Below are 12,976 nucleotides of genomic sequence, written 5' to 3'. Positions count from 1 at the left end.
CCATGCGCAACCTCCATCTGCTCAAGCAGATCCTATCGCAGGCGCCGCAGGCGTCAGGAACACTTCAATTCAATGGGGCGTGGCCGCCGCTTACTTTGGACTGGTAATCCCGAACAACTATCAGTTGGCTCGGAAAGCAGAGATAAATACCTGCAGGAGTCTCGGTCGCGGGTGATGGGCAGCGAATGGTCGCAAAGATACAACGAGGAAACCGATGAGCTTTGGGAGGGTAGACTCTACGACATCCACACTTGGCCACAGGAAAAAACCATAATTCAGTGGCAAGGTGAAGAGATCGCAATTGATGCGAAAGAGGAAATCGGCAGCGTAGGCGCGTGGCAGGCCTTCACGGAAACAGTGCCGAACATCGAGGTCCGCATTGGCGCGATATTGTCGCTGGAGCGCATAGCGCAGGACAGCACGCGCTACGACAAGGGGCGCGATCATGTGCGGGTGATGGAAATCCTTTGCGCCTATGCGAAAGAGAACACGCCCGTAGGAGACCACGATACAAAAGGCGCTACTCAGTCAAAACGTACCGAGCGCGATGCATGGATCAACAAACTACCAAATCCTCGGCAGGACATTCAGATAGCGTTGCGAGTGATTGGACGCCGATCCAGCGCGCAACGAGCGATAGAGGAAACGCATCTCGCACTTGATGGCCAATACAGGCTCGACCTTTCAGCGCTCAATCTTCGAAAGATAAACTTGACCGGTTTGAACTTCGATAATGCATTCTTGCGTGGCAGCTGGTTTGACGGCGCACTCTTGAACCACGCCAGTTTTAAAAACGCCAACCTTCTTGAAACCAGTTTCACCGCAGTAAGCGCTGCAAACGCACGGTTCCAGCGAGCAAACCTTGGCGCAGATTTTTCAGGTGCGATTCTTGATCGTGCAACATTCGAGTTCATTGAGACGGATGACGACGATAGTTTGTTAAGAAGCGAGAATGGCAGGTCTGCGCGTTTTACCGAGGCTCAGCTTTTGAACGCGTCCATTTCGTTTACCGGAAATCCGTCACGCCCAAGAAACTGGTTTATCGGTGCAAGGTTTGAGGGAGCCATAATGCGAGGATGCCTTTTCGAAGGGTTCAACCATTTCTTCGAGCATGAATGGCCTGACTTCTTTCATCACGGCACCAAGCATGAGAAAGGCCTTGCCTTTAGAAATTGCCACCTGACGGAAAACCTGGAAAAACGCTGTGCTCTTGAACTTTGTTTCGCTGACGGCAGCGTTACACTCTCCGACGGTTCGGGACCTGACAGTCCGAGATGGCCTGACAACTGGCCAAAGGCTGTTCTCAGCGATTTTGAGTATCGCGATGCATTGCGAAAATGGCGCTTGTCGCGCCCATGATTTTTGATCGGGGCCGATCTTCAAGTTGTCGGCTCATCCACGGCGGCGCGGCTCGGGGCGACGGTCTTTGCTGCAGGCGGATAAGCCCCGGCACGCGGCGGTCCTGCCTTGGCGGGCGCGCGCGCGGTCAGGGCCGCGTTAACCGGGCCACGCGCAGGGTCACGTCCGGCAAACCGGAGACACCCATGACCCGCATGACCAAGACCCAAACTCGCGCCCGCGACCTGCTGATGCGCGACCTCATCCACCTGACCCGCGAGGACTGGATTCCCGCCACGCTGACCGAGACGGTCCCCGCGGCCTGGCACACGCTGGAGGCCGATCTGGAGGTGGAGGAACCGCGCGAGAAGGTGACGCTCTATCTCGACCGGTCGGTGGCGCGGTTCTATCGCGGCATGGGGCGCGGCTATCACGCGCGGATCAACCGCCTCTTGCGGACATGGGCGCAGATGAAGATCGCAGGCGAGGTGCGGCTGGAGGAATACCTGGCGAAGCGGGTGGCGGGCAACGAGTAAGCGGGGGGGGAAATCCACCCTACGGGATCGCCGCGCGCGCGGTGCCAAGGGCGAAGCGCGCCCCGTCACACCCCGCGCAGCGGTACAACCTGCGCCTTGCCCGGCACCGCAACGCGCCGGATCGTCTCCGCGATGTCACCTGCCGTCATGCCCGCATCCGCATACATCTGCGCCGGGCTCGCCTGATCTATATACCGATCCGGCAAACAGATATTGCGGATCGCCAGCCCCCGATCAAACGCCCCGCGCGCCGCCAACGCGTGCATCACGATGGAGCCGAAGCCCCCCATCACCCCCTGCTCGACGGTGATGAGCGCCCGGTGATGCCGCACCAGCTGCATCAGAAGATCTGTATCGAGCGGCTTGGCGAACCGCGCATCCGCGATGGTCACCGAAATCCCCTCCTCGACCAGCATGTCGGCGGCCACCTGACACTCGAAAAGATGCGCGCCGAAACTCAGGATCGCCACGTCCGTGCCTTCCTCGATCACCCGGCCCTTGCCAATGGGCAACACCCTGCCCCGCTCGGGCAGTGCCGCACCAGTGCCTGCCCCGCGCGGATAGCGAAAGGCAATCGGCCCTGCGTCATGCGCCGCCGCCGTGGCCACCATATGCACCAGTTCCGCCTCGTCCGAGGCCGCCATCACCGTCATCCCCGGCAGATTGCCCAGATAGCCGATATCGAACGCCCCGGCATGGGTGGCACCATCCGCGCCCACCAGCCCGGCCCGGTCAATCGCAAACCGCACCGGCAGCCCCTGCAAGGCCACGTCATGCACCACCTGATCATAGGCGCGTTGCAGAAACGTCGAATAGATCGCGCAAAACGGCCGCAGCCCGCTCGCCGCCATCCCGGCGGCAAAGGTCACCGCATGCTGCTCGGCGATCCCCACGTCAAAGACACGACCCGGAAACCGCTCCGCCATCTTCGACACGCCGGTGCCGTCCGGCATCGCCGCCGTCACCGCGACGACACGCTCATCCCGCGCCGCCTCATCTGTCAGAGCCTGCCCGAAGACAGAGGTATAAGACGGCGCACCGGGTTTGGATTTCGCCTGCGCGCCCGTCATGGGATCGAATTTCGACACGCCGTGCCCCTTGTCGGCGGCATCCTCGGCGGGGGCATAGCCCTTGCCCTTGACCGTGCAGCAATGGATGAGCACCGGCCCGGTGGCCCGCGTCCGCGCCGCGCGCAGCACGGCCAGCAACTGCCCCATGTCATGCCCGTCAATGGGGCCGACATACTGGAACCCCAGTTCCTCAAAGAGCGTGCCCGAACCCGTGAGCCCCGTCACCAACTGCCGCGCCCGGCGCGCGCCGTCGCGCATCGGCGCAGGCAGCGCCGCCTCGAACCCTTCAGCCAATGACGCCACGCGCGCCAAGGGCTCGCTGGCATACATCCGGCTCAGATAGGATGACATCGCGCCCACCGGCGGGGCGATGCTCATCTCGTTGTCATTGAGGATCACGAACAGCCGCCGCCCCTCGGCGCCGGCATTGTTCAGCGCCTCATAGGCCATGCCCGCGCTGATCGCCCCGTCGCCAATGACGGCAATGGCGTCGCCCGTCGCCTGCCCCATGTCGCGGCCCACAGCAAATCCCAGTGCGGCGCTGATCGAGGTCGAGGAATGCGCGGCCCCGAACGGATCATGCTGGCTCTCCGACCGCTTGGTAAAGCCCGACAACCCGTCCTTCTGCCGCAATGTGCGGATACGGTCGCGCCGCCCGGTCAGGATCTTGTGGGGGTAGCATTGATGGCCCACATCCCAGATCACCTTGTCCATCGGCGTGTTGAACACCGCGTGAATCGCCACGCTCAACTCCACCACCCCGAGGGATGAGCCCAGATGCCCGCCGGTTTCCGACACCGCCGAAATCACCTCGGCGCGCAGCTCGTCCGCCAGCAGGGCCAGCGTGTCATCCGGCATCTGCCGCAGATCCGACGGCCCGGCGATCCGGTCCAGCAGCGGTGTCTTGGGTGTGTCCTGGGTCATGTCGGCCTCCTCCCCGGTGGCGCGGACGCCGCCCACGCAAGGGCGGCGCAAACTTGGGCCGGGGGCGCGATCATCCGCGCCCCCGCGCTTGGATCAGTTGCCGTAATCCGGCTCGCCACTCACGGTGGCAAGCTCCGGCCAGTCCTTGATCACATTGGTGCCCTGCAGGGGCTGCTGATAGCCCTTGTGGCAGGTCTTGCAGGCCGCCTTGGGCGCGTCCGCGTAGATCGGGCCAAGCCGGTTCTCGGGCAAGAGCCCTTCAAGCGGCACCAGATAGGTGTTGTTCAGCTCCAGCACCATCTGGATGCCCAGCAATTCCGTGCCCCATTGCGGCGTGACCTGGCTCGCATCATAGAAGGCGCGGGAATTGTGGCAGAACACACAGTTCACCCCGAGCGAATTGCTGACATAGTTCATCAGCGAATAGGTCCGCTCGGCCTGCTGGATACCCGGATAACCATCCGTGCCCGGCACACCGGCCACGCGCGACTCCAGATCATGCACCTTGATGCTCTCGCCATCGAGAAGGTATTTCTCCAGCGCGTCCGAGGGCAGCGAGGTGTATTGCGACTGCATCGTCACCCGGTTCTGGTTGGCCGACCAGCCTTCGGCGCTCTCATTCACCGGGCTGATCTTGAACCAGACATCCGAGGGCACCGGCTGACCACGGTGACAGGTGTAACAGGTCACACCCACTTCCTTGTTGGCGTTCACGTGCCCGGCCCATTCCTCGTTGAGGGTCTGGGTCATTCCGATCATCACATGCCCGACACTGGTCTGATAGCTTGCCGGGTCGTTGAAGAGATCGGGAATCCCCGTCCATTCACGCATCGCGGCCAGCAGCCGGTCGTAATTCTCGACCGTCAACCCCTCCAGCCCCGGCGGCACGTTCTCACGCGCCTCTCCGGCGGTCTCTTCGCCGCCCTGCGGCACCACCGGCGCGGAGGTCGAGGCGAGGAACGCCTCGATTCCCGGGTCCGGCTTGGCGAGATCGGCCTTGAACTCCGGCACCGACATGCCGATGCCGCGCGGCCCCGTTTGCAGGCTGTCCGTCTGATAGGGCGCACCAAAGGCGATCAGCATCGTCGCGGTGAAGATCGCCCCCCCGACGACACCCACAGCGATAGCCGGGCCGTAGATGTCCTTGGGGTTCTCGCGGTTCCATTTGTCAAACCATCTGGGAAACATGGCTCACTCCTCCTGTCCGATGAAGGCTTCGTAGGAGCCGTAAGCCTCGTAGCCATAAGAGCCGTCATACATGGGCGCGAAATTGTGCTCCTGTGCCCAGATGAACCAGTTATCCACCACGGTTCCGGTCAGCAGGATGCCGATCCCGCCGGTGATCGGCGTCAGCACCGCGAACCACCAGGCCCAGCGGTGAATGCCCTCCATCGTGGCGTTGAAGCCCATGGTCCAGCGCCAGAAGAGGGCGGCGCGCTCGCTTGCCGTGCCCCGGTCGACGATCTGCTCCAGCTCCCGGTCGCCGCCATAGCGGGTGACGGCCAGAATGGTCGCCCCGTGCATCGCAAAAAGCAGCACCGAGCCATAGAGGAACACGATCGAGAGACAGTGGAACGGGTTGTAGTAGAGGTTGCCGTAGCGGATCGAGAATGCCGTGGTCCAGTCAAGGTGCGGGAAGATGCCATAAGGCACCGCCTCCGACCATGACCCCATCAGCACCGGGCGAAAGAGGCCCAGCACCAGGAACAGCCAGATCGCCGATCCGAACGCCCAGGCCACGTGCTTGCCCATCTTGTGGCTCGCCGCCAGTTGATAGGCCCGCAGCCACCAGGCCAGCACCGCGACCAGCAGGAAGAACGAGCTGATGATATACCAGCCACCGTCATTCAGCGGCGGCATCGACAGGCCATGCTCCGGCCCCGGCGGCTCCAGCGCCAGCCAAAAGAGCTGCCGCAGGAACTCAGGCAAGGACCAGCCCACCTGCGCCAGCATGTTCATGCCGACGATAAAGAACCACAACAGACCGCTGGCCAGACTGACCACCCCCAGCATCCCGAGATTGATCGGCCCGATCTGGGCATTGCCCAGCCAACCGACGAGGGTGGAGAAGAAGGGCTTGCCCGAACGCTCGGCAGAGAGCCGCCCGCCGGTGTCGTCCATGCCCATTTCGGGCGTGCCCTGCACCTGCACCTGCGTAAAGATATTCTGATATTCAATCATGGTTCACATCCCTACCTGAGAGGGCCAGATCGGCAGCTCGAGCCACCAGTTCCACCATTCGGGCCAGCCCTTGGTCCAGACCGGGCCGGAAATGATGATGCAGACCGCCGAGAAAAAGACCGCGTTGATCGCCAGCAGGAAACCCAGACGGTGAATCCCCAGCGTGCCCACCGAATAGCCGATGAAATCGCGAAAGAACGTGTCCTCGTGATCGGGCGTCTTCATGTCTTCGCCCTTTTCGGGGTTCGCCGCCGACAGGATCAGACCACCATGCAGCGCCAGGGCCAGCGTGGTGGTGAAGAACAGCGTCACCGCCAGCATATGCGCCGGGTTGTAATGGAAATGCAGATAGGCGTAGCCGGTGTTGCTGACCCAGTCGAGATGACTGAAGATGCCATAGGGAAAGCCATGCCCCCAGGCCCCCATCAGGAGCGGGCGAAAGATCACCAGCGTGACATAGGCGAGGATCGCGAAGGCGAAGGCGAAGGGCACGTGATACCCGATGCCGAGCTTGCGGCAGATCTCCACCTCGCGCAGCGCCCAGCTGACAAAGGCACCGGTGGCGCAGATCGTGATGATCTGCCACAGACCGCCCTCCATGAGCGGCGCCAGGCCCAGACCATAGCTCAGGTCAGGCGGCGCGATATTGATGAGCCAGGGATTGAAGGTGCCCTGTTGCGAGGCCCCCCAAAAAATCAGGATGGTGCCAAGGAGGGCGAAAAAGGCCGTCGTGACCCCGAAGAAGCCGACATAGAACGGTCCGACCCAGAAGTCGAACAGATCGCCGCCAACGAGCGTCCCCCCGCGGACCCGGTATTTGCGTTCGAAACTGAGCAAAGCCATCGTCTTAAGTCTCCGCGTTCGGCCACGGGGGCGAGATCCGCCCGAGAGGCCAGTTCATATTGATCTTGAAAGCTGCGGGCGGGGCACCGGGCCGCGCCCGCAGCGGGCTTTAGACAAGCGTGATCACTGACCGTACTTGGCAGCCGCGATTTCAAACCAGTTGAAACCGTCGGTGCTCAGAAGCACGAGGTGGATCATCGCTGCCAGCAGAAACAGGAACACGCCCTGCGCCACGAACACGCGGCGGGGGTCGAAGATCAGCCAGATCTTGTAGAATTTAGCCATTTTCTTTCCCCTTTTTTCAGAACCACGGGAACCAGATGAAGGTTGCGATATGTGCAACCACTGCAATCGCCGAGAACAGCCAAAGGCCGCTCATGTAGACGGAATGCAGCTCCTGGGCCTGTTCGTCTGTGAGACCTGTGAAGGACAGGTCGGATTTATCAGCCATGAACTTTCCTCCGGAATGTTATGCTGACGCCGCGTTCCCCGCGGCCGGGTCCTTTGGGCCCTTCGTGGTCCCTCAGGTTTCTGTCCGCCCTTTCGGGCAGGCAGGTCGTATCTCGGTCATTGGCCATGCAGGCCTCAGACCGAGAAAATCGTCGGCGTCACCCGGTCCGCCTCGAGCCATGCGCGCGCCAGCGGGCCGCGCAGGTTGAGGGTACGGTGACGGATCACGTCGCGCATCCACCGCAGGGTTGCGAACGGGATGGCGACAAAGAAGATGCAGAAGAAATACACATGGTATTCCGCGCTGCGCGGGCGGCCCGCGCGGCTCCGCTGCGGCGGGTTGGATGTCATGTCAGTCATCGGTCAGATCCTCCTTGTCGGATGCTGTCGGAAGTGTGGAAAACGCCTGGATGGTCTCCAGGACGACACGTTCGTCGCCCTGACGCAGTGCTGCCTCCTCGGCGGCATCGCGCAGCGTCTTGGCGGCGGAAATTCGGGTAAGAACAGGGTGGCTGGACACGATCCGTTCCAGCTCGCGCGCGGCATCCGCATCCCACGGAAAATCGCGGCGCAGGGGCGTCGGCGTCGAGGGTCCGGCGTCCATCTCGGACCCCAGCGGCAGGATATGAAAGAGCGCATCAAAGAGCCCGTTGCACACCTCCTGCAACAGATACGTGGCCCCGGCATAGCCCATCATCGGCGTGCCCGTGGCGCGCCGGATCGCCGCCCCCGGAAATGACGCGGGAATGAAGGTGGGGCGCGGGCCGTGCCCGGCCTTTTGCTCGGCGAGATAGATCTTCTCGTTGATCGACCCCATCAGGATCAGCGGGCGCTTGTTCGCGATCAGCGACCGCACTTCCTCGTTGTTGGTTTTCTTGCCCGCGCAACGCGCCACCGCAAAGGCGCAGGGCAGGCCCAGATCATCCTCCAGGTAATTGCGGATACCGCGCGCATAGGTTTCCCCCGCGACGATCCCGAAATTCGCTGTGGCAAAGAAATCCTGCGTGACGCTGCGCCACAGATCCCAGACCGGTTTCAGCGTCGAATGCTTCTCGCGGGCAATGAACGGTTCCGGGTCAAGCCCCAGCATCTCGCCGAGTTTACGCAAGAACAATGTGGTCGACTCGACACCGATCGGCGCTTGCAGATAGGGCTTGCCCAGAACCTCGGCCAGACCGCGGCCAAACTCACGATACATCACGATATTGGCGTCCGAATTCACCAGGTTGCGCATCTCCGCGAGATGCGCGCCCATCGGCATCACCATGTTGACCTCGGCCCCGATCCCCTCGACCAGACGCCGGATCTCGGCCAGATCAGAGGGCATGTTGAACGTGCCATACATCGGCCCGAGGATATTGACGCGAGGGGCACTGCCCTCCTCGCGTTTCTTCTCGGGCGGCATGCGCCCCTTGGTCATGCCGAATTCGGTAAAGATCCAGGTCATCGCCCGGTCGGCGGACTGCCATTGATCCTCGTCGATGGTGCGCGGCAGGAACCGCTGGATATTGGTGCCCTGTGGCGTCACCCCGCCGCCGATCATCTCGGCGATCGAGCCGGTCACGACCACGGCAGGCAGCGCAGGATCGAGCGTGCCCCAGGCGCGTTTCATCGCCTCTTCGGTGCCCGCCCCCATCTCGCCCTCGCCCAGACCGGTCACCACGATGGGCAACTCATGCGGCGGCAGCGCGTCGGTGTAATGCAACACGCTCGTCACCGGCAGGTTCTCGCAGCCGACGGGTCCGTCGATCACCACCTGCAACCCCTTGACGGCGCAGAAGGCATAGACCGCCCCCCAGTATCCGCCCGCGCGATCATGGTCCTGAATCAGCATGGCGCACCGCCTTGCTGCGCACCGACGCAATACCGACGGAATACCGACGTGATACCGACCGCGATATGTTGAGCCATCCCGCGCATCAGATCATCTCCTGCGCCTTGGCCGCTCGGGCCTTCTTTTCAATCTTCTTGAGGTTGGTCGCCCGGAAATCCTCACGGATATTCGGATCGCCTTCCCACACGCCCGCCGTATCGCCAGTGCCCACACCCTCGAAGAAGGCGCGCATCTTGCCCATGCGGTCCTTGTTGCCCATCGCGGCATTGACCACCTCGGCCAGACTGCCCGCCCCGGCGGGGCCCATCAGCGGACGGGCTGACATGAGGTTCGTGAAATAAAGGCTTGGAATACCTTTCTCTTTTGCCTTTTGCACAACAGGTGTCGTGCCAATGGCAAGGTCCGGTTCCAGCGCCTCCATCGCGGCGCAGTCGTCTTCCAGCGAGGCGCGGAATTTCACCGTCACACCGCGTGACGTCAGCCATTCCGCATCCGCCGCAGACCACGGCGTCTTGGGACAGGCGGTGCCCACATACGGCACCTCCGCCCCGCTCTCGATCAGCAACCGCGCCACCAAGAGTTCACTGCCCTCATAACCCGACAGCGTGATCCGCCCCGTGATGGGTGCATTGGCCAGCCCCTCGCGGATCGCGGGTAGAAACGCGTTCTGCGCCGCAGCAACCTTTTCCTCAGACAATCCAAAGGCTTGCCCGATGTTCTTCAACCACTCAGCAGTGCCATCATGGCCCACCGGCGCGCTCCCCACGATGGGGCGACCAGCGGCCTCGAACTCGCGCACAGCAGCGGTATAGAACGGATGGATCGCCGCCACCGCCCCGCAATCGAGCGCCGCATAAAGCTCGCGCCACTCCCGGCACGGCACCACCGGCCCGGCCGCCAGCCCCATCGGCGCCAGCATCGCCCCGATCATCATCGGATCCGCCGGAAACATCTCGCCCAACAGGGTAACCGTAGGCCGGTCCGAGACGCCCGATTCCGGTGCCGCCACCGGCCCCGCCTCGACCTCCTTGCGCGCATAGTTGAGCATCGCCCCCGCCAGCACATCCTTGGCCTCGGCATGGGTGGGAATACCAAATCCCGGCACGTCGATGCCGACAATACGCACCCCGTTGATTTCCTTCGGCAAAAGCCGCAATGGCACCCCGCTCGCCGTTGGCACGCAGAGGTTGGTCACGACGATGGCGTCAAACCTGTCCGGGTCCGCCATCTCATGCACGCTCTCGCGGATATCCTCAAAGAGCTTGCCTGTGACCAGCGTCTCGGAATTGAACGGCACATAGCCGACCGAGCGCCGCGCACCGTAGAAATGTGAGACAAACGTCAGCCCATAGACGCAGCAGGCCGACCCGCTCAGAACCGTCGCCACCCGCTTCATCCGCAGGCCCACGCGCAGGCTTCCAAAGGCAGGGCACATGCTTTGCGGCTGATCATGCGGCCCCTTGGGATAGTCCCTGGCATATTGGTCGAGCAATTCGGACTGCCCCGCCATGCGCGCGGCCTTCTCCATCTCCGACCCCGAATGACAGCCCATCCCCTCCTGCGGCGCAGCCTCAGCGGCGGGGCCAGTGATCACGGGCGCGTCGGCGGCCCCGTCATATGTGACGTCATCGCTCATGCCGTCCGCCTTTGGGGGATGTCTGCGCCCCGGTCGGAAATCACGTCCACGGCCTCGATATCTGCCAGCAGGCGGCGCAATTGCTCGGGCCGGGCGCGCGCCAGCATGCGCTGCACCTCGGCCAGTGTCTCGCGGCGGGGCTGTTCAGGCGTCGTCATAGACCACCTCCAGCGATGCCTTGGGGGCGGCGTATTTGCCGCGCATGTCCTCATCGGTCGCAGGCTCCAGCACGTAATCACCGCCGGTATCCTTGCTGTCGAAGAGCGCAAGTAGCCCATCCTGATCCAGCGGATTGGGCCGCACCGGCGGGGCGATCGAGACTGCATCGGCGAGTTCGGCGAAAAGGCCACCCCACTGGCTCTGCGATGTGCCGACAATCTGGTAATTGGCGGATTTCTTGCGCAGGTCGTCATCCTGCGGAATGGCGGCCAGGACGGGGATGTCCACCGCCTTGGCAAAGGCCTGCGCCTCGCCGGAATGATCGTCCTTGTTGATCACAAGGCCCGCGACGCCGACATTACCGCCCAATTTGCGGAAATACTCCACCGCCGAGCAGACGTTGTTGGCCACATAAAGCGACTGCAGGTCGTTCGAGGCCACCAGAATGACCTTCTGCGCCATGTCCCGCGCGATCGGCAGGCCAAAGCCGCCGCAGACCACGTCACCGAGGAAATCCAGCAGCACGTAGTCGAAATCCCAGTCGTGAAAGCCCAGCTTTTCCAAGAGCTCAAAGCCGTGGATGATGCCGCGCCCGCCACAGCCCCGGCCGACTTCCGGGCCGCCCAGTTCCATGGCAAAGACACCGCCGCGCTTGAAGCACACGTCGCCGATCTTCACCGGCTCGCCAGCGAGGTTCTTCTTGGTCGAGGTCTCGATGATCGTCGGACACGCCTTGCCGCCGAACAAGAGCGAGGTGGTATCCGATTTCGGATCGCAGCCGATCAGCAGCACCCGCTTGCCCTGCTCGGCCATCATGTGGCTGAGATTGGCGAGGGTGAAGGATTTACCAATCCCGCCCTTGCCATAAATCGCGATGATCTGGGTCTTGGAGGTCGGTTCCTCGGTGATCAGATCGGCCAGATCTTCATGCGCCTCATCGCGCAGCCGCTGGTCGAAGTCCTTGAGATTCGGCACGTCGTCCTTCACGCTACGTCCTTCCAGTTGAGTATCATTTTCAGGCAGTCGGGGTCTCCGAAGGCCGTGCGATAGGCGCGCGGGGCGTCCCTAGCGGGCGCCTGATGGGTAATCAGCCCGCCAAGGCTGAGCGCGCCCTGGTCGATGAGCGAACTCACCGCCGCCAGGTCCTCGCGCGCCCATTCCGCCGCCACGCGCAGCCGCGCCTCCTTCATGAAGGCGGGCGGAAAGGCAAAGCTGAGCGCCTCGGGGTAAAAGCCGGCCAAAACGATCTCGCCGCCCTTCTGAATGCGCCCGATCAGATCGTTGAGGATTGCGGCATTACCGGACGCGTCAAAGATCGTGCGGTAATCGCGGCGCGGATCGTCTGCCGGGTCGATGACCTCGTAGCCCCGCGCGCCATTGCGGCGTCCCGGCTCGGTCTCCCACACGGTCGGCGCAGGCGCGCCCGCCGCAAGGGTGAGCCGCGCCAGAAGGCGTCCAAAGACACCGTGCCCGACGATCAGATCAGGCACCGCCTTGTCGAGCCCGGCCATCGCATGCCGCGCCGTGGCGGCAAGCGCCAGAAGCGCGCCTTCGGGGCCCATCTGCGAATCGATTCGCGTGACGCGGGCGGCGGATGTCACCAGCCGCGACGCCGCCCCGCCGAAGAGGCCATACGCCCCGTCAAAACAATCGGCTCCCGGCACGAACACATGATCGCCGGGCCTGTAGCCCGTGCCCGGTGCAGCCTCGACCACTTCACCTGCGGCCTCGTATCCCGGCACAAGCGGATAGCCCATGCCCGGAAACGGCGGCATCGTGCCATTCCAGAACAGCTTTTCGGTGCCGGTGGAAATCCCTGAATGGGCGATCTCGACCACGATATCTCCCGCGCCCGGCGCCTTGAGCGCAAGGGTGTCGAGATGAAGATCCTCGGGACCGTTCAAAAAGACAGCGCGGGTTTCCATGATCGCCTCCCAGCTGTGGCCCGTTTCCTGCGCGAAAGACTCAGCAGGCAGATACGGGTTCATGATGTCAGTCTACTCGG

General features: G+C 63.0%; 14 protein-coding genes. 2 read left to right on the top strand and 12 right to left on the bottom strand.

What is annotated here, in order from left to right; all coding sequences use genetic code 11:
* The coding region (locus tag ACSSV4_RS19225; protein ID WP_454276713.1) for a pentapeptide repeat-containing protein at positions 1 to 1,359 on the top strand (1,359 nt) is incomplete at its 5' end.
* A 185-nt stretch (positions 1,360 to 1,544) separates the two neighbouring features.
* Positions 1,545 to 1,874: a BrnA antitoxin family protein gene (locus ACSSV4_RS19220; protein WP_454276712.1), complete on the top strand. Its 330-nt coding sequence runs from the start codon at positions 1,545 to 1,547 to the stop codon at positions 1,872 to 1,874.
* A 65-nt stretch (positions 1,875 to 1,939) separates the two neighbouring features.
* Here ACSSV4_RS19220 and dxs read toward each other — a convergent pair whose 3' ends face one another.
* From dxs to bchC, 12 genes are all read right to left on the bottom strand, one after another.
* Positions 1,940 to 3,868 carry a 1-deoxy-D-xylulose-5-phosphate synthase gene (gene dxs / locus ACSSV4_RS19215; RefSeq protein ID WP_454276710.1) on the bottom strand — a complete coding sequence of 643 codons (1,929 nt, stop codon included), beginning with the start codon at positions 3,866 to 3,868 and terminating at the stop codon, positions 1,940 to 1,942.
* A gap of 93 nt (positions 3,869 to 3,961) precedes the next feature.
* On the bottom strand, positions 3,962 to 5,056 hold the full coding sequence (pufC, locus tag ACSSV4_RS19210; protein ID WP_454276709.1) for a photosynthetic reaction center cytochrome PufC: 1,095 nt from the start codon (positions 5,054 to 5,056) through the stop codon (positions 3,962 to 3,964).
* A 3-nt stretch (positions 5,057 to 5,059) separates the two neighbouring features.
* The gene (pufM, locus tag ACSSV4_RS19205) at positions 5,060 to 6,049 is read right to left on the bottom strand and encodes a photosynthetic reaction center subunit M (RefSeq protein WP_454276708.1); all 990 of its coding nucleotides are present in this window, start codon (positions 6,047 to 6,049) and stop codon (positions 5,060 to 5,062) included.
* Positions 6,050 to 6,052: 3 nt separating this feature from the next.
* On the bottom strand, positions 6,053 to 6,892 hold the full coding sequence (gene pufL, locus ACSSV4_RS19200) for a photosynthetic reaction center subunit L (RefSeq protein WP_454276707.1): 840 nt from the start codon (positions 6,890 to 6,892) through the stop codon (positions 6,053 to 6,055).
* 123 nt (positions 6,893 to 7,015) lie between these two features.
* The gene (pufA, locus tag ACSSV4_RS19195; RefSeq protein ID WP_297770349.1) at positions 7,016 to 7,177 is read right to left on the bottom strand and encodes a light-harvesting antenna LH1, alpha subunit; all 162 of its coding nucleotides are present in this window, start codon (positions 7,175 to 7,177) and stop codon (positions 7,016 to 7,018) included.
* A gap of 16 nt (positions 7,178 to 7,193) precedes the next feature.
* On the bottom strand, positions 7,194 to 7,343 hold the full coding sequence (gene pufB / locus ACSSV4_RS19190; protein WP_050662775.1) for a light-harvesting antenna LH1, beta subunit: 150 nt from the start codon (positions 7,341 to 7,343) through the stop codon (positions 7,194 to 7,196).
* Between the two features lie 134 nt (positions 7,344 to 7,477).
* On the bottom strand, positions 7,478 to 7,702 hold the full coding sequence (gene pufQ / locus ACSSV4_RS19185; RefSeq protein ID WP_454276706.1) for a cytochrome PufQ: 225 nt from the start codon (positions 7,700 to 7,702) through the stop codon (positions 7,478 to 7,480).
* Positions 7,695 to 9,176 (bottom strand): chlorophyllide a reductase subunit Z, encoded by a 1,482-nt coding sequence (bchZ, locus tag ACSSV4_RS19180; protein ID WP_454276705.1) that lies wholly within the window; start codon positions 9,174 to 9,176, stop codon positions 7,695 to 7,697. The genes pufQ and bchZ overlap by 8 nt, the downstream gene beginning before the upstream one ends.
* Before the next feature lie 85 nt (positions 9,177 to 9,261).
* Positions 9,262 to 10,812 carry a chlorophyllide a reductase subunit Y gene (gene bchY / locus ACSSV4_RS19175; RefSeq protein WP_454276704.1) on the bottom strand — a complete coding sequence of 517 codons (1,551 nt, stop codon included), beginning with the start codon at positions 10,810 to 10,812 and terminating at the stop codon, positions 9,262 to 9,264.
* Positions 10,809 to 10,970: a hypothetical protein gene (locus ACSSV4_RS19170; RefSeq protein WP_454276703.1), complete on the bottom strand. Its 162-nt coding sequence runs from the start codon at positions 10,968 to 10,970 to the stop codon at positions 10,809 to 10,811. The genes bchY and ACSSV4_RS19170 overlap by 4 nt, the downstream gene beginning before the upstream one ends.
* On the bottom strand, positions 10,957 to 11,958 hold the full coding sequence (locus ACSSV4_RS19165) for a chlorophyllide a reductase iron protein subunit X (protein ID WP_454276702.1): 1,002 nt from the start codon (positions 11,956 to 11,958) through the stop codon (positions 10,957 to 10,959). The genes ACSSV4_RS19170 and ACSSV4_RS19165 overlap by 14 nt, the downstream gene beginning before the upstream one ends.
* Entirely contained in the window at positions 11,955 to 12,896 is a 942-nt protein-coding gene (gene bchC / locus ACSSV4_RS19160; RefSeq protein ID WP_454276717.1) for a chlorophyll synthesis pathway protein BchC, read from the bottom strand. The genes ACSSV4_RS19165 and bchC overlap by 4 nt, the downstream gene beginning before the upstream one ends.
* Between the last annotated feature and the right edge of the window lie 80 nt (positions 12,897 to 12,976).

Source organism: Roseovarius sp. MBR-154 (genome assembly GCF_053628595.1).
Note: the sequence above shows the minus strand (reverse complement) of the source record. Positions and strands in the feature narration are given on the sequence as shown.

Bases quoted from the DNA above. Each gene is read 5' to 3' on its own strand.
- ACSSV4_RS19220 (WP_454276712.1), top strand. From the start codon at position 1,545: ATGACCCGCATGACCAAGACCCAAACTCGCGCCCGCGACCTGCTGATG.
- dxs (WP_454276710.1), bottom strand. From the start codon at position 3,868: ATGACCCAGGACACACCCAAGACACCGCTGCTGGACCGGATCGCCGGG.
- pufC (WP_454276709.1), bottom strand. From the start codon at position 5,056: ATGTTTCCCAGATGGTTTGACAAATGGAACCGCGAGAACCCCAAGGAC.
- pufM (WP_454276708.1), bottom strand. From the start codon at position 6,049: ATGATTGAATATCAGAATATCTTTACGCAGGTGCAGGTGCAGGGCACG.
- pufL (WP_454276707.1), bottom strand. From the start codon at position 6,892: ATGGCTTTGCTCAGTTTCGAACGCAAATACCGGGTCCGCGGGGGGACG.
- pufA (WP_297770349.1), bottom strand. From the start codon at position 7,177: ATGGCTAAATTCTACAAGATCTGGCTGATCTTCGACCCCCGCCGCGTG.
- pufB (WP_050662775.1), bottom strand. From the start codon at position 7,343: ATGGCTGATAAATCCGACCTGTCCTTCACAGGTCTCACAGACGAACAG.
- pufQ (WP_454276706.1), bottom strand. From the start codon at position 7,702: ATGACTGACATGACATCCAACCCGCCGCAGCGGAGCCGCGCGGGCCGC.
- bchZ (WP_454276705.1), bottom strand. From the start codon at position 9,176: ATGCTGATTCAGGACCATGATCGCGCGGGCGGATACTGGGGGGCGGTC.
- bchY (WP_454276704.1), bottom strand. From the start codon at position 10,812: ATGAGCGATGACGTCACATATGACGGGGCCGCCGACGCGCCCGTGATC.
- ACSSV4_RS19170 (WP_454276703.1), bottom strand. From the start codon at position 10,970: ATGACGACGCCTGAACAGCCCCGCCGCGAGACACTGGCCGAGGTGCAG.
- bchC (WP_454276717.1), bottom strand. From the start codon at position 12,896: ATGGAAACCCGCGCTGTCTTTTTGAACGGTCCCGAGGATCTTCATCTC.